This window comes from Cytobacillus sp. FSL K6-0265 (assembly GCF_038003465.1).
Lineage (GTDB): Bacteria > Bacillota > Bacilli > Bacillales > Cytobacillaceae > Cytobacillus > Cytobacillus stercorigallinarum.
Genome location: NZ_JBBOPE010000001.1, coordinates 1306213 through 1331072, shown reverse-complemented (window position 1 = coordinate 1331072; position 24860 = coordinate 1306213). Strand labels below are relative to the sequence as shown.

Below are 24860 nucleotides of genomic sequence, written 5' to 3'. Positions count from 1 at the left end.
ATCAGACTGCTGCATGGTTGGTCTCACGTTCTTTTTTAAAGAAATATTGTAGAGATTTAAAGACATCAATTTTTTCTTTTAGTATATAGTGTTTGAATAGTGGATTTCTTATACTAGAAAATCCACGATTAAGTGTAGAGGGTGAACGGTTATATTGATTCACTTCACCATAACCAAACATACTTGATACTTTCATTAACTCTTCGACAAGCTTCACACATCTCGCATTATCTGAAGTTAAATTATCTCCATCTGAAAAATGAAAGGGATATATATTATATCTTGTAGGGTTATATTTTTGATCAATTAATTCTAATGCCTTACGATAAGCAGACGAGCAGATTGTCCCTCCACTTTCCCCTTTTGAAAAGAAATCTTCTTCAGATACAACCTTTGCTTCTGTATGATGGGCAATGAATTCGATTTCGACCGTTTCATATTTTGTACGTAAAAACCGAGTCATCCAGAAAAAGAAACTTCTTGCCATATATTTTTCCCAAATTCCCATCGAACCGCTTGTATCCATCATCGCCAAAACAACTGCTTTCGATTCAGGCTTAATGACTTCATTCCATGTTTTAAATTTTAAATCTTCCTGATAGATCGGGTGAAAGGCTGCTTTCCCGTGCATCGCATTCCGTTTAAATGCTGACATCATTGTTCTTTTTTTGTCTATGTTTCCCATTAGACCCGTCTTCCGAATATCATTGAATTCGATATTTTCAACAACAATTTGATCTTGTTCTTTTTTCTTTAAGTTTGGTAGCTCCAATTGCTTGAAAAGGGCTTCCTCAATTTCCATCAATGATACTTCTGCTTCAAAGTAATCTTCGCCCGCTTGGTCACCAGCACCTTGACCTTTTCCTTGACCTTTTTGACCTGATCCGTCACGCGCTACAACATCGCCAACTTGGCTGTCGCCATCCCCTTGACCCACATGCTTATTCTTATCATAATTATAGCGAATTTTATATTCATCTAAGGAACGAATCGGTATTTTAACGACGTCACGACCATTGGACATGACAATGTTTTCTTCTGTAATCAGGTCAGGTAAATTGTTTCTGATGGCATCCTGTACTTTTTCTTGATGGCGTTGTTGATCATCATGCCCTTTACGATGGAGGGACCAATCTTCCTGTGACACGACAAACTGATGGTTTTGATTTTTTTCGGTCATTCTCATTTGCCCTCCTTTATTGTTTATAAAAAAACTTGAAGGATTTTACAAAATTCATTCACATATTTCACCCAAAGACATACAATATGACGAGTATCCATCACAACCTATAAATGTTTACTTATAGCTAGGTTCAAAAAATGTTGATTACTCTATCCTATGCTATAAAACCGAATTATTTACACATTATTTAGACAATTAGTAAAGTTGGGCAATTACTCTTTAGAATACATCGTTCAACCAATAAAGAAGTGAATAGAATGAAAAAAGCAATGGGGTCAATCTCCATCGCTTTTTTCATCGTTCGTAGTTTTATGATTTTCGCTTACCTACTTCCTGTTTTGGATCAGGTGTTTTCTGCATTTCTTTTAATTCTTCTTTCGATTTCATTTGTTCCATTTCTTTTCCTAGTGTTTCTATTTCTGCTTCATTGCTTGCCATTGAGCTATTTTCCGGTACTTTTTCTTCATTTGACATATGCGTCACCTCTATTGTTTAAATACCCTATTTCTGTCTTTTTTAAACAATAGACTAAGGAGATTTACCGATTTAATAGACTACCTACATAACGAAGTAATTCATTCGCAGATGTTGAATTATAGCCATGTTCATCAATAAGACGTGCGACAACTTCATTAATTTTCTTCAATTGTTGTTCATCTGGTGTTTTTGAGGAAGTCGTAATTTTGACTACATCCTTTAAGTCAGCGAATAATTTCTTTTGAATAGCTTCACGCAGACGATCATGAGAATTATAATCAAATCGTTTACCTTTTCTAGCATAAGCACTAATACGAATGAGAATTTCTTCACGAAACGCTTTTTTAGCATTTTCTGAGATCCCAATTTGCTCTTCAATCGAACGCATTAGTTTCTCATCTGGATTGATTTCTTCTCCAGTAAGTGGATCTCTAAGTTTAGCCTTATTGCAATAAGCCTCAACATTATCAAGGTAGTTCTCCATTAATGTTTTCGCTGATTCTTCATAAGAGTAGACAAATGCCTTTTGCACTTCTTTCTTCGCAATTTCATCGTATTCTTTTCGAGCAAGTGAAATAAAGTTCAAATAACGCTCTTTCAGTTCAGCAGTAATGGATGGATGTTGATCTAATCCCTCTTTTAATGACCTTAATACATCTAAGGCATTGATTGACGTCATCTCTTTACGAATGATGGTAGAGGAAATACGATTGATTACGTAACGTGGGTCAATACCGCTCATTCCCTCATCCGCATGTTCTTTTTTCATTTCTTCTACGTCTGCCCGATTAAAACCTTCTACACTTTCACCATCGTATAAACGCATCTTCTTGACTAAATCGATATCCCCTTTTTTCGGATCCTTCATTCTCGTTAAAATTGTAAACATAGCAGCGACTTTTAATGTATGCGGAGCAATATGAACATCTGACACATCACTTTCAAAAATCATTTTCTCATAAATTTTCTCTTCCTCTGTCACCTTCAAATTATATGGAATTGGCATCACAATAATCCGTGAATGCAATGCCTCATTTTTCTTATTACTTATAAACGAACGATATTCTGTTTCGTTTGTATGAGCAACAATTAATTCATCCGCTGATATCAAAGCAAACCGGCCTGCTTTGAAATTTCCTTCTTGGGTTAATGATAAGAGATGCCATAGGAATTTTTCGTCGCATTTAAGCATTTCTTGGAATTCCATCATACCCCGATTGGCCTTATTCAGTTCCCCATCAAATCGATAAGCTCTCGGATCAGATTCGGAACCATATTCGGCGATTGTGGAAAAGTCTATACTTCCTGTTAAATCAGCGATATCTTGTGATTTAGGGTCAGAAGGGCTAAATGTACCAATCCCTACCCGTTTATCTTCAGAAAACATGACTCTTTCGACTATTACATCTTCAATTTTCCCATTATATTCTTGTTCAAGCCTCATCATATTAAGTGGTGATAAATTCCCTTCAATTCTAATGCCATATTCATCCAAGAAATCTTTGCGCAAATGATGAGGGATAAGATGAAGTGGGTCTTCATGCATCGGACAGCCTTTAATGGCATATACCGCTCCTCTATCTGTTAATGAATAGGCTTCTAATCCTCTCTTTAACATCGTCACAAGGGTTGATTTCCCGCCGCTTACCGGCCCCATTAATAATAATATCCGCTTTCTAACATCTAATCTTTTTGCCGACGGATGAAAATATTCTTCCACAAGTCGTTCTAATGACTCTTCTAGGCCAAATAATTGATTGCTAAAGAATTCATATGTTTTCTGCCCTTTCACATCATTAACACCAGCGTCTTTGATCATATTATAAACCCGTGAATGTGCGGACTGGGCAACCCATGGCTTTTCTTTTATGATTTCTAAGTACTCTCCAAAAGTCCCTTCCCATTTCAACTTTTCCTCTTCTCGTCTATACAACTCCACTTTTTTTAGAATATCCATATGGACCTCCCCCTGTCACATTATCAGAGACGATTATTACAATCTATGCTTGAAGAAAAACAAACATGCTTACCGAAAACAAATGACAAAAAATTTGGTTGTTTAAGAACTTTTACAAATAAAAACAACATTAGATTATCCATCCCCAAAGAACTGTAAAAAGAGGGTCTTGAATAACGCTAATATCTAATACACATTCCTATGCAGAACTGTCCAATAATATCCATGATTTGCATTCACTATTTAAATTTATTAGGATATAATAAAGTTATTGTTGTGTTTCTATTTTTAGGAAAAAGGAGGCCATACATAATGGGTACAGTCCTAATTTTAGGTGTGATGGTGGCATTTTTAGTTTCTATTTTCACAGCGGGCTATGATGATAAGCCTGGTAAGCACATTAAGTAATAGGCTAAGACAAAAAAACTGCGAGAGTCTAACTCCCGCAGTTTTTTTCATCGTTTATCTAATCCTTTTTCTTGAACAAATTGCTTCATGTACATTCTCTTTTTCCGCTCAAACATACCGGCAATCTGACTTGTCCAAGTATCATCACGCTTACCTGCTGTTCGCTCTTTATAATAAGCGGAGATCACCTCATTGTACGCTTGTAACTCTTGAATATATAGGTCCCTATCTTGTTCATATTCATTTTCATGATAGATATGGTTCATTGGTAGTCGCGGCTTTTGCGCATTTCTTTTTGATGGGTACCCTACTGCTAGCCCAAATAGTGGTATCACATGATTCGGTGTCTTTAATACTTCGCTTACATCTTGAAGTTGATTCCGTAATCCACCAACATAACAAATGCCAAGACCCATGGATTCAGCTGCTAAGCTTGCGTTTTCTGCCGCTAAGGCTGCATCGATTAAAGCGACCATAAACTTTTCCGTACTTTCAATGGACTCGGTTAAATCTACCCCCTCTAGTTCTGCAATGACTTCATGTCGATGAAGGTCTGCACAAAACACAAAGAAATGGCCACTGTCTGCCACAAACCCTTGGTTCCCTGCCAATTCGGCCAACTTTTCCTTCTTCTGTTGATCGGAAACACCTATAATAGAATACGCTTGTACAAAACTTGAAGTAGAAGCAGACTGAGCGGCTGTCACAATCTCCTCAATTTGCTCTTTCGTTAAACGTTTATCCTCAAAATGGCGCACTGAACGATGGTCTTTCATCAATTGAATCATTTCATTCATCTTCTCATCTCCCCTATGTAAAAACATTATTAAAAAGAAGATCTTGCCATATTTAGAGCAGACCTTCTTATTCATGCTAGTTCATTCGTGGATATCCTTGCTGACGCAGAGCTTCATAAATCAAAATAGCTGCTGTGTTTGATAAATTTAGTGAGCGCATATGCTCATTCATTGGAATTCTTAAAGCGCGCTCCAGATTCGCTTGAATAAATTCATCTGGTAACCCCGTTGTTTCTCTTCCAAAGATAAAGAAATAATTTTTTGATTGATCACTATAATCAAAAGTCGTATGCGGTTGTTTTCCATGTTTTGTTAACAAGAAAAATTCGCCGTCTTTATTTTTCTCTAAAAATTCTTCTAACGAATCATAATAAACAATATCTACAAACGTCCAATAATCTAATCCCGCTCTTTTTAACATCTTATCATCCGTTGAAAACCCTAATGGTCGAATTAAATGAAGCGTTGTATAAGTAGCTGCACAAGTACGGGCGATATTACCTGTATTGCTTGGAATTTCTGGTTGATATAAAACAACATTCACTGACACTAATTGTTCACCTCTATTATAATATCTCGCTCTTATTATACACCTCTTCTGCTTATTACGAAAGATAAGTGCTAGGCGTCATAAATCGTAAAGAATTTGTATTTAATATTTTCTGTATAGGCAGTAGAGTCTTCATAATCCCAATATCGTTTGCGACTATTAGTCGTATGAGCATTTACAAGCGGCATCTTCTGCTCATCTTTAGCCGTCACAATCGTCGTATGGTCAAAACGACCATCTCCTTGAAAATCATAGCAAATGATATCTCCTAGCAATAATTCCTCAGGACGCTCCACTTCTTTCGCTCGTAATCCGATTGTCGAGTTAGCCAAGTGAATACGCAAAGAATGAGCCACACTCCAACTATAGCTCCAATTTTTACTCCGCATCCACCACCCTGTTCCTCTCGCTGGAAATCCACGCATCGGTGCGCCCCCCGCATGTAGACATTGCGATATATAATTCGTACAATCCACATCAAATGCGTGGAACTGTGGATTATGGCTATTCCACCATTTTTCTGCATATTGTACCGCTTTTCTGCGGTCATACTGAAATGGATAAGAAGCACGCGAATCTTCCTCTAAGAAATCAACCGTTTTTTGATCATAAAGAACCAACTTTTCTTTATCCTCAACAAGCGTTTCTTTATAAAACTCGGCCATTCGTTCTTCTACCTCTTCTTCAATATAAAAAGTTTTCCCTTGCTTAATTAAATATTGAAAATGCGCCATGTACGAAATATATTTACTATCTTCTTTTATTTGCGGCTCTCCTTTGATTTTTCCAATTGCCTTTGCCTTTACGATACTTGCTCCCCTTTTTTCTAAACTTCTTTTTTTATTTTTTATCTTCATACAAGTATGAGTTGATTCTCTCTCATTGCTCACACATTGCCTAACCCTTTTTTCTAATTGTTCTTGCAATTGTTCTTTCATCGTATCACTCCCTCCATTAACATGCATATGTTCATAACGGAATTTTAACGATAAAAAAGAGAAAGTAAGGACATCACTTTCTCTTGCACCTCCTACATAATAGGATTAAACATCTTTAAACCTTTTTCGATCTCTTGTTGGACTTCGGGATCGTTCTCAGAAGCTTGTAATGCTTGTAAAGCTTTTTCTGCCTCTTCGCCTCCAATTTTCCCTAATGCCCATGCTGCCGTTCCTCTTATTACTGGTCGCGGATCTTTTTTCATTAACATGATTAAATCTTCCACAGCTGATTCGTCCTTAAAATGAGCTAAAGCGATAATACTATTTCTCTGAATGGGTTTCTTCCCTCTCCATGACCCAGAAAGACGACCAAATTTCTCCTTAAACTCTTTATTGCTCATATGAAGGATTGGTTTTAACAAAGGTTTGACAATTTCTGAATCTGGCTCCATTTCTTCATGAAAATGAAAATCCTTGCCTTTATTTTCTGGACAAACTGTTTGACACGTATCACAGCCATAAATTCGATTCCCTAACTCTTCGCGAAACTCATCGGGCATAAATCCTTTTGTTTGCGTAATAAAGGAAATACAACGTTGCGCATTTAGTTGCCCGCCTTGTACGAGTGCGCCTGTAGGACAAGCATCAATACATTTCGTACAAGTCCCACACTTTGATTCTAGTGGTTCATCCGGTTCAAAAGGAATATTTGTAATGGTTTCACCTAAATAGACATAAGAGCCGAATTCAGGTGTAAAGATCGAACAATTCTTTCCACTCCACCCTATACCGGCTCGCTCTGCTACAGCACGGTCAGATAAAGCTCCTGTATCGACCATTGATGTAAAGCGGACATCAGGAACAAGCTCTTCTAAATAAGCTTCTAACTTACTTAGGCGATCTTTTAACACTAAATGATAGTCATCTCCCCAAGAAGCTCGGCAAAAAATACCTCTTCTCTCACCCGGTTTACTCACTACTCTATCCTTCATCTTTGTTGGATAAGCTAAGGCAATACTAATAATCGACATCGGTTGGTCCATCAATAACGCAGGGTTGACTCTCTTCTCTATATCAGGCTCTTCAAAACCCGATTGGAAACCCAGCTCTTGTTGTTTCATTAATCTATTCCGCAAACCATCAAAAGTGGATGCAGTTGTAAAGCCAATCTTATCTATTCCAATCGTCTTACTATAACGAATGATTTCTTCTTTTAGTTCTGCTATATTCAAGGATTATTCACTCCTCCTTGGCTTTCCATGTGATTCATCTTCCCTCTCATGATAAACTTGTATTATAAAATCAGGAGGTGTAAATATTGGAAATCAACATTTCAAAAGATTTAAAAGCCTTATTCCCTCAATTCAAAATAGGCATTATTACATACAATCATATCACTATATCAGGTTCTCCCCAAATGGTAAAGGGTCGCTTACAGCTCTTTCAAGAGTCATTATTTTTTGACCTTGAAGAAAAGAAGATAACTGAATTTGCAGGGATAAAAGAATGGAGAAGTATTTTCAAACAAACAGGTAAAGACCCTAACAAATATCGCCACTCTGCTGAAGCGATGTATCGCCGAATAAAAAAACAGAACTACTTACAAAGCATCAACAGTGCCGCTGATATTAATAACTTTTTCTCATTAAAATACGAAGTCCCGATTGGCATATACGATCTAGATTGTCTCAACGGAAATATTGAAGTGAGGGTCGGACATGATGGAGAAGTATACGAAGGATTAAATGGGCGCGAAAATTCATTAAAAGACTTAATTATTATATGTGATTCACTTGGTCCGTTTGGTAGTCCATTTGTTGATTCTACCAGAACAAATGTCAATGAACAGACAACCAATGCGTTACAAGTTGTTTTTTTAAGACACTCCATTGAAGTAGATGAGGCACAAGCACTGCTCCACTCCCTAAAAGATATGTTTATTCAAGTACACGGGGGTAGCGGACAAGTTGAGGTAATCGTTTAAAAAGTTAAGACAGAATCGTTCTTCAAAAAAAAGATCCGAACAATTCATATGAACTGCATCCCCATTGTTAGATACAATCTAACGACTGGAGGTGCAGTTTTTCTATGGCCAAATTTAAAGCTTTAAGGAAAAGTTAGTTGCTGTTAATAGAGCTTTTAAAGGGAAATGAAATCAGAATTCCTTTACTTGAAGGAATTTGAAAGTGGTGGAGCATTTACACAAAACGCATAAAGGAGAAATATAAAATGAGTCCGGTGCAATACCGAACCCATTTTACCCGAGTTGCCTTAGGGGTCATTTCAATTTCTTAAGACTACTATTTTTTAGCCATTAAATATAGAAAATATGGCGCCCCAATAAATGATACAATTACTCCTGCTGGTATGCCAATCGTATCAAGTAACACTCTGCCAATCGTATCGGCTGAAAGTAAAAGTAACCCCCCAAACATTGCCGCAACAGGTAAAAACAACTGATGTCTAGGACCGACTAAGCTTCTTGCAATATGGGGTGCCAACAAACCGATAAAAGCTATCCCACCACTAACGGATACTGACGCAGCTGCTAAGGCCACAGAAACCAATAACAATGTATACCGTTCCTTATTCGTTTTAACTCCAAGACCGACAGAAAGCTCTTCATTTAAAGCCATAGTATTAAGCGTATTTGATTTAAAGTAAATGAACGGAATTAATAGTACAAGCCAAGGTAGTAGAGCAAAGACAAATAACCAATCATCCCCCCATATTCTCCCTGCAGCCCAGTTGGCAAAGAAATCATACTCTTCTCTAGCCATTTTAGAAGCAAGAGTTAACAATGCACCATTTATAGCAGCAGCTAATCCGACACCAACTAAAAGCATTCTTCCAGGTTGAATACCCTCCCCTTTTTTGTAAGAGAAAAGATAAATGAATATAGCAGTAATTAATCCGCCAATTAAAGCGAATAGTGGCAATAAATATAAATGATTGCCTGTACTATTTCCAAATAACAAAACAAAGAAAACAACAAACAAACCGGCGCCGGAATTGATCCCTAGTATTCCCGGGTCTGCTAACGGGTTCCTCGTAATGCTCTGTAAGATTGCTCCGGACAAAGCTAACCCCATTCCTGCGAGCACCGCAATCAGTATCCTAGGCAATCTAAAGGTAAATAGTATCAGGTTTTCCTTCGCCGTTCCATTACCAAATAATGTTGGCAAAAGACGATCCGGACTTAAAGAGGCAAATCCCGTTGCTACACTTATTGTAAAGATAAGCAAGAGTAACACAAACGTCGAGATAATGATAATAATTGAACGTTTTAAATGGCGGGTACTCATCATATTAATGATCTCCCCTTTCTTGCAAGATACAAGAAGAAAGGTAAGCCAAGTATCGCTACAATTGCCCCCATTGGCGTTTCAAACGGAGGATTAACCATTCTCGCTGCCGTATCGGCTAAAACTAAAAACACACTACCTATTACGGCTGAACACGGAATAATCCACCTATAATCATTACCGACTAAAAATCTCACGATATGGGGAATTAAAAGACCAACAAAAGCAATCGCCCCAACAAGAGAAACCGCGGCTCCTGCCAATATAAGCACAACCGTCATAAGCACAGCCTTAACAATAAAAGTTCTTTGCCCTAACCCTTTAGCTACATCTTCTCCAAAGCTTAATACAGTCAAACTTCTTGAAAGCATGATGGCGATCATAATACCCAAAAGTACTGTAGGTGTAACAATTTGCAATTGCGCCCATGTTGTTCCTGAAACGCCACCAGCAGTCCAAAAGGCAATACTTTGTGATAATTTATTTATAAGTGCTATCCCTTCTCCAATCGATGAAAGAAAAGCGGTTACTGCCGCACCAGCTAATGTTATTTTTAGAGGTGTCATCCCGCCTCTGTTCATTGCGCTAAACCCAAATACTAAGCAAGCAGCAATCCCTGCTCCAATAAATGAGAACAACATAATAATCATATAATTTGTATTACCTACATACGAGAAGGCAATCGCTAGTCCTAAACTTGCACCTGCATTTAAACCTAGTAAACCCGGATCCGCTAAAGGATTTTTTGTCATTCCTTGCATAATGGCACCACTAACAGCGAAAGCAGCTCCGACAACAGCAGCACCTAGCTCACGAGGTAATCGTATACTTCTTATAATTTGATGGTCTTCATTTCCTTGTTGATAAGCAAATACAGCTTGCCAAACATCTGCAAATGATATACTCGCTGCTCCAACTGAAATAGCCAAAACTAAGCTACCTACTAAAAGTAGGCAGCTTAGTGCAAGAATAATGGAAGCAACTGCAGGACGTGCATATATTTTCTTTTCCTTTGCTTCATTAAGAGTATTATTTTTCATTACATTACTTAGCCCCAAGTAAATTCTCAACGATAAATGCTAATTCTTTTTCCAATGAAATCGGATCATTAAAATAGAAAGAAGAAGAATCAAATGTAATCACGCGGTCATTTTCCACAGCTGGGATACCTTTCCAAACATCTGTTTCAGTAAAGGAATTATCAGCTCCTTGTCCATCTCCTAAAAAAATATAATCTCCAGCATATTTGGGTATGACTTCTGAAGATATAGCTAAGTATCCTGGTCCAAATACTTCTTCTTCTACCGCTTTAGGTGCTTTTAAACCAAGTGCTTGATAGATGACTTCTGTTCCTCGTCCCCAGTTCTCACCATACACATACATGTCCTTACCAAAAGTCTCAAATACCATAACAGTCGCATCGTTACCAATTGTCTTTTTTACTTTCTCACCTTCAGCAGCTGTCTTCTCTTTCCACTCTTCCACCCATGCTTGTGCTTCTTGCTCTTTTCCTAACACCTTACCTATTTCAAGATGTTGATCTAAATAGCCATATTTTTCATAAGTTAATGTGACGGTTGGTGCAATTTCTTTGTATTTATCTAGATTTTCGTCAGTGGAATAAGCGATAATTAAATCTGGTTCTAATTCTAATAATTTCTCTACATTATCTGCTGTAATAACTTCAGCTTCGTTCAGTTTATCACCATAAAATTTGTTCGCTTTAGACCACTCATCTATTGCTACTGGCGTAATCCCTAAGGATAGAACATTACCAGTGTAAGCCATTGATGCTACTTTTTTAGGATTAGCAGGTAACTCCATTTCTCCATTTTCGGATTCATATGTATATGTTTCTTTTTCCGTTTCCTTACTGCCTTCACCTGACGATTCATTACCACCATTTCCGCAGGCTGTTAAAACTAATAATAGAATAAAAAATAAAAATACCAATTGCTTTTTCAAGTTCTCCATCCACCTTTTAAATAATAATCATTCTCAATTATAGTCAAAAAAAGAAGCAAATCTTTAAACGACTTGCTCTTGAACTACCATCCTACTATCAATTAAATCATACGTTAAACAGATTGGTTTTTGTGTACGTGGATCAATACCAATTTCTGCATCAATATTAAATACTTCTCTTAAAATCTGCTTATTCATAACTTCCTTCGCAGCACCATTTTTAATAATTTTCCCTGCTCTCATAGCAATCAAATAATCAGCAAACCTAGCTGCATGGTTTAAATCATGAATAACCATAACAATTGTTCTATTTTCTAAATGATTAAGCTCTTTTAACAGTTCTAATACTTCCAGTTGATGACACATATCTAAATATGTAGTCGGCTCATCTAGTAAGATAATATCAGTCTCTTGAGCCAAAGCCATCGCAATCCATACTCTTTGACGCTGTCCACCAGACAATGCATCTACTTCTCTATCTTTAAATTCTGCAATTCCTGTTACTTGGAGTGCCCAATCTATCACTTGGCGATCTTTTGCTGTTAATCTTCCCATTCCCTTTTGATATGGAAACCTTCCATATGATACTAGCTCTGAAACCGTTAAACCTTCAGGAGCATCTGGAGATTGAGGAAGAATGGCCATTTTTTGTGCGATTGCTTTTGTCGATTCCTTACTGATTTGCTTACCATCAAGATATACAGACCCAGATTTGGCTTGGATAATTCTCGCAATCGTCTTTAAGACAGTCGATTTACCGCAACCATTCGGCCCAATAATAGCCGTAATCTCACCGTCTGGTATCATCATGTTTAAATTCTTCACAATCTCTCTATCACCGTATGCAATTTTCAAGTCTTCAGTAAATAATCTAGACAAGGTCATTCACTCCATCCGAACATTTTAGATCATCATCAACTCATTGATAATGATTATCAACTTCAAAGAAAAGTTTATCTAATAAAAGCTATCCTGTCAACCATCAATACGAAAAGTTTTCACTTTCAGCTTACTTCTTTTTATCCAACTGTTATTCCCCTTATATTTTTAAGGAGAATACGTTTCTCGTTACCGAATTTAATCCATTCACTTCACTTTTAGTCATTATAAACTTTTTAAAGGTAAATAAAAAAGACTGCAGGCAATCTTCTAATAAATAGAGATTGTCTACAGTCTTTAACTTCTATAAGCGGGTGAAGGGAATCGAACCCTCATCATCAGCTTGGAAGGCTGAGGTTTTACCACTAAACTACACCCGCATATACCGGTGGTCGGGGTCGAACCGACACTCCTTACGGAACACGATTTTGAGTCGTGCGCGTCTGCCAATTCCGCCACACCGGCAATATTTTTTATTAAATTATGGTGCCGAGGACCGGAATCGAACCGGTACGGTAGTCACCTACCGCAGGATTTTAAGTCCTGTGCGTCTGCCAGTTCCGCCACCCCGGCATGAGGTGTTTAAAAATAGTGAATTTGTATTGGAGGCGGCAACCGGATTTGAACCGGTGGTGAAGGTTTTGCAGACCTCTGCCTTACCACTTGGCTATGCCGCCATTAATATAAAGGTTTTGGAGCGGAAGACGGGATTCGAACCCGCGACCCTCACCTTGGCAAGGTGATGTTCTACCACTGAACTACTTCCGCAAAATGGCTGGGCTAGCAGGGTTCGAACCTGCGAATGACGGAATCAAAATCCGTTGCCTTACCACTTGGCTATAGCCCACTTATATATTCTATGTTTGATAGCAAAAAATGTGAATTAAAATTAATGGGGCGGCTGATGGGAATCGAACCCACGAATGTCGGAACCACAATCCGATGCGTTAACCACTTCGCCACAACCGCCATAATTGGCAGGGGTAGTAGGAATCGAACCCACATCAAAGGTTTTGGAGACCTTCGTTTTACCATTAAACTATACCCCTAGATGGTGGAGGGGGGCAGATTCGAACTGCCGAACCCGAAGGAGCGGATTTACAGTCCGCCGCGTTTAGCCACTTCGCTACCCCTCCATGAAAAACGATGCCGGCCAGAGGACTTGAACCCCCAACCTACTGATTACAAGTCAGTTGCTCTACCAATTGAGCTAGGCCGGCAAATGGTGGCTCAGGACGGAATCGAACCGCCGACACAAGGATTTTCAGTCCTTTGCTCTACCGACTGAGCTACTGAGCCAAACTTATACGTTTTACAATATGTTTCTTTTATAAATTTGTGAAAAATTATGTAGTGGCGGTCCGGACGGGACTCGAACCCGCGACCTCCTGCGTGACAGGCAGGCATTCTAACCAACTGAACTACCGGACCAAATTGCGGGGGCAGGATTTGAACCTGCGACCTTCGGGTTATGAGCCCGACGAGCTACCGGACTGCTCCACCCCGCGATAATAATAATGGTGGAGGATGACGGGATCGAACCGCCGACCCTCTGCTTGTAAGGCAGATGCTCTCCCAGCTGAGCTAATCCTCCAAATGGTGACCCCTACGGGATTCGAACCCGTGTTACCGCCGTGAAAGGGCGGTGTCTTAACCGCTTGACCAAGGGGCCAATTTATTTTATGTTTTAATGGCGGAGAGCAAGGGATTTGAACCCTTGAGACGGCTATAAACCGCCTACACGATTTCCAATCGTGCTCCTTCGGCCAGCTCGGACAGCTCTCCATTGGCTCCGCAGGTAGGATTCGAACCTACGACCGTTCGGTTAACAGCCGAATGCTCTACCACTGAGCTACTGCGGAATAATATTATAGTATGTATGCCCGGCAACGTCCTACTCTCACAAGGGGACAGCCCCTAACTACCATCGGCGCTGAGAAGCTTAACTTCCGTGTTCGGTATGGGAACGGGTGTGACCTTCTCGCTATCGCCACCGGACTTTTTAAAGACATTTATTATTATAACGTCTTTTATGAATTTTTCAAGAGAAATTTTATAAATCATTCTCTGAAAACTAGGTAATGTTGAAGAAGAATGTTATTGAGTAATCGCCTATGCGTGCTGACGGTACTACTAAGGTAGTGTTGTCTAGCTGCGGCGCCTAGGTGCTCGAGGTCATAAGCCAAATTTGTCATGAGGTTAAAGAACAACCTCCTGTCAAATTCGTCTTATGCTTGTCGCACCTGGGCAAGGCGCCTCCGCATTTCGAATTGGTTAAGTCCTCGATCGATTAGTATTAGTCAGCTGCATGTGTCGCCACACTTCCACCTCTAACCTATCAACCTGATCATCTTTCAGGGATCTTACTAGCTTGCGCTATGGGAAATCTCATCTCGAGGGGGGCTTCATGCTTAGATGCTTTCAGCACTTATCCCTTCCGCACATAGCTACCCAGCGATGCCTTTGGCAAGACAACTGGTACACCAGCGGTGCGTCCATCCCGGTCCTCTCGTACTAAGGACAGCTCCTCTCAAATTTCCTGCGCCCACGACGGATAGGGACCGAACTGTCTCACGACGTTCTGAACCCAGCTCGCGTACCGCTTTAATGGGCGAACAGCCCAACCCTTGGGACCGACTACAGCCCCAGGATGCGATGAGCCGACATCGAGGTGCCAAACCTCCCCGTCGATGTGGACTCTTGGGGGAGATAAGCCTGTTATCCCCGGGGTAGCTTTTATCCGTTGAGCGATGGCCCTTCCATGCGGAACCACCGGATCACTAAGCCCGACTTTCGTCCCTGCTCGACTTGTAGGTCTCGCAGTCAAGCTCCCTTGTGCCTTTACACTCTACGAATGATTTCCAACCATTCTGAGGGAACCTTTGGGCGCCTCCGTTACTCTTTAGGAGGCGACCGCCCCAGTCAAACTGCCCACCTGACACTGTCTCCCATCCCGATAAGGGATGTGGGTTAGAATTTCAATACAGCGGGGGTAGTATCCCACCGACGCCTCCACCGAAGCTAGCGCTCCGGCTTCTAAGGCTCCTACCTATCCTGTACAAGCTGTACCAAAATTCAATATCAGGCTACAGTAAAGCTCCACGGGGTCTTTCCGTCCTGTCGCGGGTAACCTGCATCTTCACAGGTACTATAATTTCACCGAGTCTCTCGTTGAGACAGTGCCCAGATCGTTACGCCTTTCGTGCGGGTCGGAACTTACCCGACAAGGAATTTCGCTACCTTAGGACCGTTATAGTTACGGCCGCCGTTTACTGGGGCTTCGATTCAAAGCTTCGCGTGAGCTAACCTCTCCTCTTAACCTTCCAGCACCGGGCAGGCGTCAGCCCCTATACTTCGCCTTGCGGCTTCGCAGAGACCTGTGTTTTTGCTAAACAGTCGCCTGGGCCTATTCACTGCGGCTCATCAAGGCTTTAACACCCTAATGAGCACCCCTTCTCCCGAAGTTACGGGGTCATTTTGCCGAGTTCCTTAACGAGAGTTCTCTCGCTCACCTTAGGATTCTCTCCTCGCCTACCTGTGTCGGTTTGCGGTACGGGCACCTTATTCCTCGCTAGAGGCTTTTCTTGGCAGTGTGGAATCAAGAACTTCGGTACTAAATTTCCCTCGCTATCACAGCTCAAGGTATGTGACCATGGGATTTGCCTCATGGTCCCTCTAACTGCTTAGACGCACATCCAATAGTGCGCTTACCCTATCCTCCTGCGTCCCCCCATCACTCAAACAGAATACGGTGGTACAGGAATATCAACCTGTTGTCCATCGCCTACGCTTTTCAGCCTCGGCTTAGGTCCCGACTAACCCTGAGCGGACGAGCCTTCCTCAGGAAACCTTAGGCATTCGGTGGATGGGATTCTCACCCATCTTTCGCTACTCATACCGGCATTCTCACTTCTAAGCGCTCCACCAGTCCTTACGGTCTAGCTTCAACGCCCTTAGAACGCTCTCCTACCACTGAACATCTACGATGTTCAATCCACAGCTTCGGTGATACGTTTAGCCCCGGTACATTTTCGGCGCGGAGTCACTCGACCAGTGAGCTATTACGCACTCTTTAAATGGTGGCTGCTTCTAAGCCAACATCCTGGTTGTCTAAGCAACTCCACATCCTTTTCCACTTAACGTATACTTTGGGACCTTAGCTGGTGGTCTGGGCTGTTTCCCTCTTGACTACGGATCTTATCACTCGCAGTCTGACTCCCATGGATAAATCTTTGGCATTCGGAGTTTGTCTGAATTCGGTAACCCGATGAGGGCCCCTAGTCCAAACAGTGCTCTACCTCCAAGATTCTTACGCATGAGGCTAGCCCTAAAGCTATTTCGGAGAGAACCAGCTATCTCCAAGTTCGATTGGAATTTCTCCGCTACCCACACCTCATCCCCGCACTTTTCAACGTACGTGGGTTCGGGCCTCCATCCAGTGTTACCTGGACTTCACCCTGGACATGGGTAGATCACCTGGTTTCGGGTCTACGACCACATACTATATTCGCCCTATTCAGACTCGCTTTCGCTACGGCTCCGTCTGTCCAACTTAACCTCGCATGTAATCGTAACTCGCCGGTTCATTCTACAAAAGGCACGCTATCACCCATTAACGGGCTCTAACTACTTGTAGGCACACGGTTTCAGGATCTCTTTCACTCCCCTTCCGGGGTGCTTTTCACCTTTCCCTCACGGTACTGGTTCACTATCGGTCACTAGGGAGTATTTAGCCTTGGGAGATGGTCCTCCCTGCTTCCGACGGGATTTCTCGTGTCCCGCCGTACTCAGGATCCACTCTGGAGGGAACGAAGTTTCGACTACAGGGCTTTTACCTCCTATGGCGGGCCTTTCCAGACCTCTTCGTCTATCTCGTTCCTTTGTAACTCCGTATAGAATGTCCTACAACCCCAAGAGGCAAGCCTCTTGGTTTGGGCTAATCCCGTTTCGCTCGCCGCTACTCAGGGAATCGCGTTTGCTTTCTCTTCCTCCGGGTACTTAGATGTTTCAGTTCCCCGGGTCTGCCTTCCATACCCTATGTATTCAGGTATGGATCCTATCCCATAACGGATAGGGGGTTTCCCCATTCGGAAATCTCCGGATCAAAGCTTACTTACAGCTCCCCGAAGCATATCGGTGTTAGTCCCGTCCTTCATCGGCTCCTAGTGCCAAGGCATTCACCGTGCGCCCTTATTAACTTAACCTATGTTCGGCTTGCGATAAGCTACGCATTTCGGTGTCAGCTCACTCGTCAACATCCTCATGTGCACAAGACGCACACTCCGGTGTTTCCTCACTCGCTTCCTTGAACTGCTTGCTTCTCACAACCCTCACGGTTGTGTTCATTAAAAAAAGTTTAGTATCTTTACTCTATCTATAATTATATAGAGAGAAAATAACTAAGGTGGCGATTACTCGGTAATCTTCTTCATTACATTATCTAGTTTTCAAAGAACGATTGAATTGAGAGATTATACTCTCAAAACTGAACGAACAATCTAACATCAAGTTAATTCCGTATATTCCTTAGAAAGGAGGTGATCCAGCCGCACCTTCCGATACGGCTACCTTGTTACGACTTCACCCCAATCATCTGTCCCACCTTAGGCGGCTGGCTCCAAAAGGTTACCCCACCGACTTCGGGTGTTACAAACTCTCGTGGTGTGACGGGCGGTGTGTACAAGGCCCGGGAACGTATTCACCGCGGCATGCTGATCCGCGATTACTAGCGATTCCGGCTTCATGTAGGCGAGTTGCAGCCTACAATCCGAACTGAGAATGGTTTTATGGGATTGGCTAAACCTCGCGGTCTTGCAGCCCTTTGTACCATCCATTGTAGCACGTGTGTAGCCCAGGTCATAAGGGGCATGATGATTTGACGTCATCCCCACCTTCCTCCGGTTTGTCACCGGCAGTCACCTTAGAGTGCCCAACTAAATGCTGGCAACTAAGATCAAGGGTTGCGCTCGTTGCGGGACTTAACCCAACATCTCACGACACGAGCTGACGACAACCATGCACCACCTGTCACTCTGTCCCCCGAAGGGGAAAGTCCTATCTCTAGGATTGTCAGAGGATGTCAAGACCTGGTAAGGTTCTTCGCGTTGCTTCGAATTAAACCACATGCTCCACCGCTTGTGCGGGCCCCCGTCAATTCCTTTGAGTTTCAACCTTGCGGTCGTACTCCCCAGGCGGAGTGCTTAATGCGTTTGCTGCAGCACTAAAGGGCGGAAACCCTCTAACACTTAGCACTCATCGTTTACGGCGTGGACTACCAGGGTATCTAATCCTGTTTGCTCCCCACGCTTTCGCGCCTCAGCGTCAGTTACAGACCAGAAAGTCGCCTTCGCCACTGGTGTTCCTCCAAATCTCTACGCATTTCACCGCTACACTTGGAATTCCACTTTCCTCTTCTGCACTCAAGTTCCCCAGTTTCCAATGACCCTCCACGGTTGAGCCGTGGGCTTTCACATCAGACTTAAGGAACCGCCTGCGCGCGCTTTACGCCCAATAATTCCGGACAACGCTTGCCACCTACGTATTACCGCGGCTGCTGGCACGTAGTTAGCCGTGGCTTTCTGGTTAGGTACCGTCAAGGTACCGGCAGTTACTCCGATACTTGTTCTTCCCTAACAACAGAGTTTTACGATCCGAAAACCTTCATCACTCACGCGGCGTTGCTCCGTCAGACTTTCGTCCATTGCGGAAGATTCCCTACTGCTGCCTCCCGTAGGAGTCTGGGCCGTGTCTCAGTCCCAGTGTGGCCGATCACCCTCTCAGGTCGGCTACGCATCGTCGCCTTGGTGAGCCGTTACCTCACCAACTAGCTAATGCGCCGCGGGCCCATCTGTAAGTGATAGCAGAACCATCTTTCAATCTAATTATATGTATAAATAGATATTATCCGGTATTAGCCCCGGTTTCCCGGAGTTATCCCAGTCTTACAGGCAGGTTGCCCACGTGTTACTCACCCGTCCGCCGCTAATCATTGGGAGCAAGCTCCCTCCGATTCGCTCGACTTGCATGTATTAGGCACGCCGCCAGCGTTCGTCCTGAGCCAGGATCAAACTCTCCAATAAAGTGTTTGATTAGCTCGTTTGCACCTATGGTGCTTTGTTGCTGATAAATCAGCTTTTTTTAGAATTACGCTTGACGTTTATGTTCGTTCAGTTTTCAAAGAACAATCTCATTCGCTTAAGGAGCGACTTTAAAATATTAACACACCATCCGTTGTATAGTCAACACTTTTTTTAAAAAATCACTCCGCCGCGTTAGCTGCTATTCAAACAGTTATTAGCGACGGTTATTAATATATCATCAATTTTTTCCTTGGTCAACCACTTTTTGTTTTTTTAATATAATTTTCTTCACAAACTGTAATATCGGTGTTTAATTCCTTTTCCTTTTGTTTCTTCACTTATTACTTTAATAAACCCTTTATCAATTAAATATTCTAATAGAATCATCAAATCCACTGAGTAGTGTCTCAGTTCTTTATGCTGGATGATCTCTTGAATTGTCCAAACTGATTGTTCCGCTAAAACTTCAAGTAAATGGCTGACACCAGCTTTTGTTCGTGAATGGATTAAAAATTCCGAAGCTAAAAACAATAACTCTAACCTTTTCTCAAGCGGTTCATGACTTTGTACTAACTCTTCATACAGTTTCATTATTTCTGGTTCCATATGGCGAATTTGATTCCACAGTGTTACTTCTGGATGGAAACCATTTTCAATAATAGAGAGTCTCGCTAAATGATGCAAAGAATGAACAACATTATTATAAGCATCAAAATAATTTTGATTTTCAAACAGAGTTTTTCCATCTGTATACCTTCTTATCAACTTAGCAAACTCTAGTCCCATTTTGAGCTTTCTATCCTTGAAAGGGAATTCGTTTAATTTATCACGTAAGTTTCCTATATATTCGTTGCGATCAAATAAAACCTTCCCACTATATAGCCAATCAAAAATCTTTCTATTACTACCCATTAGTATCCATTGATCCAATTGTTGCTTCGTTATTATTTGCATTGAGGCTTTTTTATCTTCAAATGTGTAATGTTTCACAAAAATAGGCGTATCCGCATTTTCTACGATAATTAAGAGTATTGCATCAAACGTATCTCTATTTGAAATTGTCTTTTCATTTCCCTCTACAATTAACACACCTAATGTATTTGGTTGACTAGCTCTTTCTTGATAAATAGGACGGAGTATATCTTCCATCATAACGCCCCCATAATTTTTTCGTTTTAAATATTAGTTCGACAATTTATCTAAATTCCCTTTGATAAACACCAGCAAATAGTGACAATTTTTTTATTTTTTCATACAATGGTATGATATAGTTAGTGTTTAGGAGGGATCAAGATGGCAAAAAAATATTCGAGTAAAATAAATAAAATAAGAACCTTTGCTCTAAGCTTAATATTTGTTGGGTTTATTGTCATGTACATAGGTATTTTCTTCAGAACTTCACCATTAATTATGTCTATATGTATGCTTTTGGGTGTATTATTCATTATTGCTAGTACGGTAATTTACTTGTGGATTGGTATTCTTTCCACTAAAGCGATCCAAGTTGTTTGCCCAAATTGTAACAAGCCAACCAAAATATTAGGCCGGGTTGATATGTGTATGCATTGTCGCGAACCACTAACGCTCGATCGCACATTAGAAGGAAAAGAATTTGACGAAAAATATAATCGAAAAGATACCTCATTAAAGCAGTAGATTATTTTCACGCAAAAGGTTGTAAATCTAAAACAGACAATAAATGATTATTTAACCTCTAACTATATGTATGATGATTCCTATAGAAAACAAAGCATAAAAAAATACAGAGAAAAAGCTGGCAGCAGTACGCTGACAGCTTTATACATTTTAATGCATTTCTTTTTTCTTTGAACACTCTGGACATTCCCCATAAACTTCCATTCTATGGTGACTTACTTTAAAGCCCGTCACATGTGCCGCTAATTGTTCAACTTCATCCAAACCAGGATAATGAAAATCAACAATTTTACCACAACCTTCACAGATAACGTGATAATGTTGTGTTGTTACAAAGTCAAATCTGCTGGATGAATCTCCATAGGTTAGTTCTTTTACTAACCCAACCTCACGAAATACTCTTAAATTATTGTAAACTGTAGCCACACTCATATTTGGGAACGTTCCCTCTAATGCTTTGTATATGTCATCAGCTGTTGGGTGCGTCATTGAGTTTATTAAATATTCAAGTATCGCATGACGCTGTGGAGTAATGCGAACCCCTGTATCTTTTAACGTATCTAATGCTTCTTTAAGATGTGTTTGCGCCACCGTCATGCACCTCACTTCTATTCATTCTTATATTATAATCTTTATAAATAGTTTACTAATAATTATTGAAAGTTGTCAATAACCGCGTTTCAAGAAGTATGTTTTTCTTATTTTATCATATAGACTAAACTCATTTAATATTCCATCTTGTTTTATAAAAATGAACGTTGTAAATACTTCTGTTTTTTTACTTCCTACAATAGACAAATTTAGCCCGTCAGTTATAAAAAAATTCCGGACTCATTTAAAAGTCCGGAAAATATATTTGAGGAGGTATGCCCTAGTTTAATCATATTCAAACTGGCTTCTCTTGCGTGGACAAAAGCCTTAAATTCATTAAAATGGGCAAGTTATTATCATGGTATTCAAAAGTCTAACCTTTTCTATTTTGCAAGAAAAGCAATGCATCTTCTACATGTCCTTTTACTTTCACCTTTCGCCACTCTTTTATTAATTTACCTTCCTCGTCAATCACAAACGTAGAGCGTTCTATACCCATATATTCTTTACCAAAATTCTTTTTCAACTTCCAAACCCCGTAACTTTCTGCAACTTCATGGTTTTCATCTGCAAGCAAAAGGAATGGTAATTCATGTTTCTCAATAAATTTCTCATGACGTTTAATTGGATCAGGACTAACACCAATAATCACCGTATTCACGTCAGAAAAATCATTATGCTTATCACGGAAATCACATGCCTCAGTTGTACAACCAGGTGTCATATCTTTAGGATAAAAATATAAGATGACATTCTTCCCTCGAAAATCTTCTAGATTAACAACCTCTCCATTACTTCCTTCTAATGTAAATGTGGGCGCTTTTTCTCCAAGTTCTATACTCATATATAACTCACTCCTTGAACATGTTTTTTTTAGACTATAAAAAATAAGAGTGAAATACAAGTAAACACCCTTCTTCTCATTGATCATTCTTATTATCAATATTAAAAACAACTCTTGCAACAAAAGCAGTTGGAATAACATAGCCTATCAGCGCTTCAACCATCGCTACCATACGGCCTAAGCCAACTGGTATAACATCTCCATAACCTAATGAAAAAAGAGTAACAGCACTAAAATAAAAACCCGATGCAAGACGATCTAAAAAATTGATCCCCCCATAGCTTGTTTCATCTATTAACACAACATGCCCATTTAAATCGAGAATAATATATATTAACCCAAAAGCAATTAAAATCGTAGCATAAAGACAGATTAAATAAAAAAAGTTATCTAATGACACCCATCTTCCCTTCGTTCTTTTAGGTGTTAAAAGGCTTTGCATACTCATAAAAATACATAATGTAACAGTAAAAATAACGAAAAAAAATAGCACGACTAACCTCACCTCTCTCGTGACGGTATTACCATTATACGTTCAACCTTTTGAGAGTATGACAAGTTGTCTTACTAACGATAGATATGAAAATATTTTGCTTTTAACAGATCGATAACTTACATGTTAAAATATATATGGAAATTATATTACTTAAGGAGGAATATTGATGCATTTTATCAATTCCGAACGACTACATAAAGAAGCTGTTGAACATATTGTAGGAGGCGTAAACAGCCCATCCCGATCTTATAAAGCTGTTGGTGGAGGATCACCTGTCGCAATGGAGAGAGGCCAAGGCGCTTACTTTTTTGATGTGGATGGTAATCAATATATTGATTATTTAGCAGCGTACGGTCCCATTATTACAGGACACGCTCACCCCCATATAACGAATGCCATTAAAGAAGCTGCTGAAAGAGGTGTACTATTTGGCACACCGACTCCGTATGAAGTAGACTTCGCTAAACTTCTGAAAGAGGCGATGCCTAATTTAGAAAAAGTAAGGTTTGTGAATTCCGGCACCGAAGCTGTAATGACAACCATAAGAGTTGCAAGAGCTTATACAGGAAAAGATAAAATAATTAAATTTGCCGGTTGTTATCACGGACATTCAGATTTAGTATTAGTTGCGGCTGGTTCTGGGCCATCAACTCTTGGTACACCTGATTCTGCCGGAGTACCTGAATCGATTGCAAAAGAAGTAATCACCGTTCCTTTTAATGACATTGATCCATTTAGACAAGCAATGGACAAATGGGGACATGAGATTGCCGGTGTTTTAGTAGAGCCGATTGTAGGTAATTTCGGTATTGTCGAGCCTTTACCAGGGTTTTTGGAAAAGGTAAACGAGATAAGTCATGCACATGGTTCACTCGTTATATATGATGAAGTGATTACCGCTTTTCGTTTTCACTTTGGAGGTGCACAGGATTTATTAGGTGTGCAACCAGACCTCACAGCATTAGGAAAAATTATTGGCGGCGGTCTACCCATTGGTGCCTACGGTGGAAAAAAAGAGATTATGGAGAGTGTTGCTCCACTAGGTCCTGCATACCAAGCAGGAACAATGGCTGGAAACCCTGCATCCATCTTAGCCGGGATTGCATGCTTAGAAATTTTAAAACAACCTGGAGTTTATGAATACTTAGATAGATTAGGCGCAAAGCTTGAAGAAGGCATCATGAATGCGGCCAAACAGTTCAATATCTCCATTTCAATCAATCGATTAAAAGGAGCATTAACCGTATATTTTACTGATGAAAAGGTAATGAACTATGAACAAGCTGAAAATACAGACGGTGAGATGTTTGCTAAGTTCTTCAAATTAATGCTAAATAAAGGCATCAACCTTGCACCTTCCAAATATGAAGCATGGTTCCTTACAATTGCTCATACAGAGGAAGATATTGACGCTACCATTCAAGCAGTCCATGATTCTTTCGAAGAGTTAGCAAACCAGTAATTATTCATTTTTTATACAGAAAAAGAGAGCCGACCAGCTCTCTTTTTCTTTTGATACATACTATGAAAACGTTTACAAATATAGATTCTTCTATACATTTTTATACATTCTCAACATTTTTCGTATCCATAAAAATGTATAAATAATTGATTTCTGAAAATTCATGTGATATGATAATGTAAATATTCTGTATAATTCCTTCGTTACCGAAACACTTTAATGCGTTACCTAATTAAATATCATTTCAATTAACTTCGCTAGAAATCTTAGCAA

Annotated in this window: 18 protein-coding genes, 17 tRNA genes and 3 rRNA genes; 3 read left to right on the top strand and 35 right to left on the bottom strand. The window is 40.3% G+C overall.

Annotated features, from left to right (window positions below; translation table 11 throughout):
• Position 1: 1 nt before the first annotated feature.
• The 7 genes from yhbH to queG all read right to left on the bottom strand — a co-directional run bounded on the left by yhbH (position 2) and on the right by queG (position 7542).
• Entirely contained in the window at positions 2 to 1180 is a 1179-nt protein-coding gene (gene yhbH / locus MHH73_RS06840) for a sporulation protein YhbH (RefSeq protein ID WP_341065688.1), read from the bottom strand.
• A 312-nt stretch (positions 1181 to 1492) separates the two neighbouring features.
• Positions 1493 to 1657 carry a hypothetical protein gene (locus MHH73_RS06835; protein WP_191814581.1) on the bottom strand — a complete coding sequence of 55 codons (165 nt, stop codon included), beginning with the start codon at positions 1655 to 1657 and terminating at the stop codon, positions 1493 to 1495.
• 64 nt (positions 1658 to 1721) lie between these two features.
• Positions 1722 to 3617 carry a PrkA family serine protein kinase gene (locus MHH73_RS06830; protein WP_191814578.1) on the bottom strand — a complete coding sequence of 632 codons (1896 nt, stop codon included), beginning with the start codon at positions 3615 to 3617 and terminating at the stop codon, positions 1722 to 1724.
• A gap of 455 nt (positions 3618 to 4072) precedes the next feature.
• Entirely contained in the window at positions 4073 to 4822 is a 750-nt protein-coding gene (gene nfsA / locus MHH73_RS06825; protein WP_191814576.1) for an oxygen-insensitive NADPH nitroreductase, read from the bottom strand.
• A 76-nt stretch (positions 4823 to 4898) separates the two neighbouring features.
• On the bottom strand, positions 4899 to 5372 hold the full coding sequence (gene trmL, locus MHH73_RS06820; RefSeq protein ID WP_191814573.1) for a tRNA (uridine(34)/cytosine(34)/5-carboxymethylaminomethyluridine(34)-2'-O)-methyltransferase TrmL: 474 nt from the start codon (positions 5370 to 5372) through the stop codon (positions 4899 to 4901).
• Between the two features lie 71 nt (positions 5373 to 5443).
• Positions 5444 to 6310 (bottom strand): amidase domain-containing protein, encoded by an 867-nt coding sequence (locus tag MHH73_RS06815; RefSeq protein ID WP_191814571.1) that lies wholly within the window; start codon positions 6308 to 6310, stop codon positions 5444 to 5446.
• A gap of 92 nt (positions 6311 to 6402) precedes the next feature.
• Complete coding sequence (gene queG, locus MHH73_RS06810) at positions 6403 to 7542, bottom strand: tRNA epoxyqueuosine(34) reductase QueG (protein WP_341065681.1); 1140 nt, start codon at positions 7540 to 7542, stop codon at positions 6403 to 6405.
• 86 nt (positions 7543 to 7628) lie between these two features.
• Between queG and MHH73_RS06805 the strand changes: the two genes are divergently transcribed.
• Entirely contained in the window at positions 7629 to 8294 is a 666-nt protein-coding gene (locus MHH73_RS06805) for a B3/B4 domain-containing protein (RefSeq protein ID WP_191814567.1), read from the top strand.
• 316 nt (positions 8295 to 8610) lie between these two features.
• Here MHH73_RS06805 and MHH73_RS06800 read toward each other — a convergent pair whose 3' ends face one another.
• From MHH73_RS06800 to MHH73_RS06680, 25 genes are all read right to left on the bottom strand, one after another.
• Entirely contained in the window at positions 8611 to 9615 is a 1005-nt protein-coding gene (locus tag MHH73_RS06800; RefSeq protein WP_404826100.1) for a FecCD family ABC transporter permease, read from the bottom strand.
• A complete protein-coding gene (locus tag MHH73_RS06795; RefSeq protein ID WP_191814564.1) occupies positions 9615 to 10655 on the bottom strand; it encodes a FecCD family ABC transporter permease in 1041 nt (346 codons plus the stop codon). Before MHH73_RS06795 ends, MHH73_RS06800 begins: the two co-directional genes overlap by 1 nt.
• A 4-nt stretch (positions 10656 to 10659) precedes the next feature.
• Entirely contained in the window at positions 10660 to 11580 is a 921-nt protein-coding gene (locus MHH73_RS06790) for an iron-hydroxamate ABC transporter substrate-binding protein (RefSeq protein WP_341065677.1), read from the bottom strand.
• A 63-nt stretch (positions 11581 to 11643) separates the two neighbouring features.
• The gene (locus tag MHH73_RS06785; RefSeq protein ID WP_341065674.1) at positions 11644 to 12459 is read right to left on the bottom strand and encodes an ABC transporter ATP-binding protein; all 816 of its coding nucleotides are present in this window, start codon (positions 12457 to 12459) and stop codon (positions 11644 to 11646) included.
• A 309-nt stretch (positions 12460 to 12768) separates the two neighbouring features.
• Positions 12769 to 12839: transfer RNA gene (locus MHH73_RS06780), tRNA-Gly, on the bottom strand.
• A gap of 3 nt (positions 12840 to 12842) precedes the next feature.
• A tRNA-Leu gene (locus tag MHH73_RS06775) sits at positions 12843 to 12924 on the bottom strand.
• A 19-nt stretch (positions 12925 to 12943) separates the two neighbouring features.
• Positions 12944 to 13032: transfer RNA gene (locus MHH73_RS06770), tRNA-Leu, on the bottom strand.
• Between the two features lie 30 nt (positions 13033 to 13062).
• Positions 13063 to 13136, bottom strand: a tRNA-Cys gene (locus MHH73_RS06765).
• A 16-nt stretch (positions 13137 to 13152) separates the two neighbouring features.
• Positions 13153 to 13227 (bottom strand) — tRNA-Gly (locus MHH73_RS06760).
• 4 nt (positions 13228 to 13231) lie between these two features.
• Positions 13232 to 13306, bottom strand: a tRNA-Gln gene (locus MHH73_RS06755).
• Positions 13307 to 13352: 46 nt separating this feature from the next.
• A tRNA-His gene (locus MHH73_RS06750) sits at positions 13353 to 13428 on the bottom strand.
• A gap of 6 nt (positions 13429 to 13434) precedes the next feature.
• Positions 13435 to 13508 (bottom strand) — tRNA-Trp (locus MHH73_RS06745).
• Between the two features lie 3 nt (positions 13509 to 13511).
• Positions 13512 to 13595, bottom strand: a tRNA-Tyr gene (locus MHH73_RS06740).
• Between the two features lie 11 nt (positions 13596 to 13606).
• Positions 13607 to 13679, bottom strand: a tRNA-Thr gene (locus MHH73_RS06735).
• 3 nt (positions 13680 to 13682) lie between these two features.
• A tRNA-Phe gene (locus MHH73_RS06730) sits at positions 13683 to 13758 on the bottom strand.
• Between the two features lie 55 nt (positions 13759 to 13813).
• Positions 13814 to 13890 (bottom strand) — tRNA-Asp (locus MHH73_RS06725).
• Between the two features lie 3 nt (positions 13891 to 13893).
• Positions 13894 to 13967: transfer RNA gene (locus tag MHH73_RS06720), tRNA-Met, on the bottom strand.
• 10 nt (positions 13968 to 13977) lie between these two features.
• Positions 13978 to 14053 (bottom strand) — tRNA-Val (locus tag MHH73_RS06715).
• A gap of 3 nt (positions 14054 to 14056) precedes the next feature.
• Positions 14057 to 14131, bottom strand: a tRNA-Glu gene (locus tag MHH73_RS06710).
• Between the two features lie 19 nt (positions 14132 to 14150).
• Positions 14151 to 14244: transfer RNA gene (locus MHH73_RS06705), tRNA-Ser, on the bottom strand.
• Between the two features lie 2 nt (positions 14245 to 14246).
• Positions 14247 to 14321 (bottom strand) — tRNA-Asn (locus MHH73_RS06700).
• A 19-nt stretch (positions 14322 to 14340) separates the two neighbouring features.
• Positions 14341 to 14457 (bottom strand): 5S ribosomal RNA (gene rrf, locus MHH73_RS06695).
• A gap of 272 nt (positions 14458 to 14729) precedes the next feature.
• Positions 14730 to 17663: ribosomal RNA gene (locus MHH73_RS06690) — 23S ribosomal RNA — on the bottom strand.
• 326 nt (positions 17664 to 17989) lie between these two features.
• Positions 17990 to 19538 (bottom strand): 16S ribosomal RNA (locus MHH73_RS06685).
• The 16S, 23S and 5S rRNA genes sit together here with 17 tRNA genes alongside, the layout of an rRNA operon.
• A 288-nt stretch (positions 19539 to 19826) precedes the next feature.
• A complete protein-coding gene (locus MHH73_RS06680) occupies positions 19827 to 20687 on the bottom strand; it encodes a nucleotidyltransferase-like protein (RefSeq protein ID WP_191817182.1) in 861 nt (286 codons plus the stop codon).
• A gap of 144 nt (positions 20688 to 20831) precedes the next feature.
• On the opposite strand from MHH73_RS06680, the gene MHH73_RS06675 reads away from it, so the two are divergent.
• Positions 20832 to 21194, top strand: coding sequence for a YgzB family protein (locus tag MHH73_RS06675; protein ID WP_191817181.1), 363 nt, complete (start codon positions 20832 to 20834; stop codon positions 21192 to 21194).
• 150 nt (positions 21195 to 21344) lie between these two features.
• On the opposite strand, the gene perR is transcribed toward MHH73_RS06675, so the two are convergent.
• The 3 genes from perR to MHH73_RS06660 form a co-directional block, all read right to left on the bottom strand.
• Positions 21345 to 21785, bottom strand: a complete 441-nt coding sequence (perR, locus tag MHH73_RS06670) for a peroxide-responsive transcriptional repressor PerR (protein ID WP_180317040.1) — start codon at positions 21783 to 21785, stop codon at positions 21345 to 21347.
• Positions 21786 to 22158: 373 nt separating this feature from the next.
• Positions 22159 to 22629 carry a thioredoxin-dependent thiol peroxidase gene (bcp, locus tag MHH73_RS06665; protein ID WP_191817180.1) on the bottom strand — a complete coding sequence of 157 codons (471 nt, stop codon included), beginning with the start codon at positions 22627 to 22629 and terminating at the stop codon, positions 22159 to 22161.
• Positions 22630 to 22705: 76 nt separating this feature from the next.
• The gene (locus MHH73_RS06660) at positions 22706 to 23122 is read right to left on the bottom strand and encodes an ion channel (RefSeq protein WP_224935704.1); all 417 of its coding nucleotides are present in this window, start codon (positions 23120 to 23122) and stop codon (positions 22706 to 22708) included.
• Between the two features lie 169 nt (positions 23123 to 23291).
• Here MHH73_RS06660 and MHH73_RS06655 point away from each other — a divergent pair, with 169 nt between their 5' ends.
• Positions 23292 to 24587 (top strand): glutamate-1-semialdehyde 2,1-aminomutase, encoded by a 1296-nt coding sequence (locus MHH73_RS06655; protein WP_341065667.1) that lies wholly within the window; start codon positions 23292 to 23294, stop codon positions 24585 to 24587.
• Positions 24588 to 24860: the final 273 nt, after the last annotated feature.

Coding starts and splice junctions, on each gene's coding strand:
- MHH73_RS06815 (WP_191814571.1), bottom strand. CDS start 6,310: ATGAAAGAACAATTGCAAGAACAATTAGAAAAAAGGGTTAGGCAATGT.
- MHH73_RS06675 (WP_191817181.1), top strand. CDS start 20,832: ATGGCAAAAAAATATTCGAGTAAAATAAATAAAATAAGAACCTTTGCT.
- MHH73_RS06800 (WP_404826100.1), bottom strand. CDS start 9,615: ATGAGTACCCGCCATTTAAAACGTTCAATTATTATCATTATCTCGACG.
- MHH73_RS06830 (WP_191814578.1), bottom strand. CDS start 3,617: ATGGATATTCTAAAAAAAGTGGAGTTGTATAGACGAGAAGAGGAAAAG.
- yhbH (WP_341065688.1), bottom strand. CDS start 1,180: ATGACCGAAAAAAATCAAAACCATCAGTTTGTCGTGTCACAGGAAGAT.
- MHH73_RS06680 (WP_191817182.1), bottom strand. CDS start 20,687: ATGGAAGATATACTCCGTCCTATTTATCAAGAAAGAGCTAGTCAACCA.
- MHH73_RS06795 (WP_191814564.1), bottom strand. CDS start 10,655: ATGAAAAATAATACTCTTAATGAAGCAAAGGAAAAGAAAATATATGCA.
- nfsA (WP_191814576.1), bottom strand. CDS start 4,822: ATGAATGAAATGATTCAATTGATGAAAGACCATCGTTCAGTGCGCCAT.
- MHH73_RS06655 (WP_341065667.1), top strand. CDS start 23,292: ATGCATTTTATCAATTCCGAACGACTACATAAAGAAGCTGTTGAACAT.
- MHH73_RS06835 (WP_191814581.1), bottom strand. CDS start 1,657: ATGTCAAATGAAGAAAAAGTACCGGAAAATAGCTCAATGGCAAGCAAT.
- bcp (WP_191817180.1), bottom strand. CDS start 22,629: ATGAGTATAGAACTTGGAGAAAAAGCGCCCACATTTACATTAGAAGGA.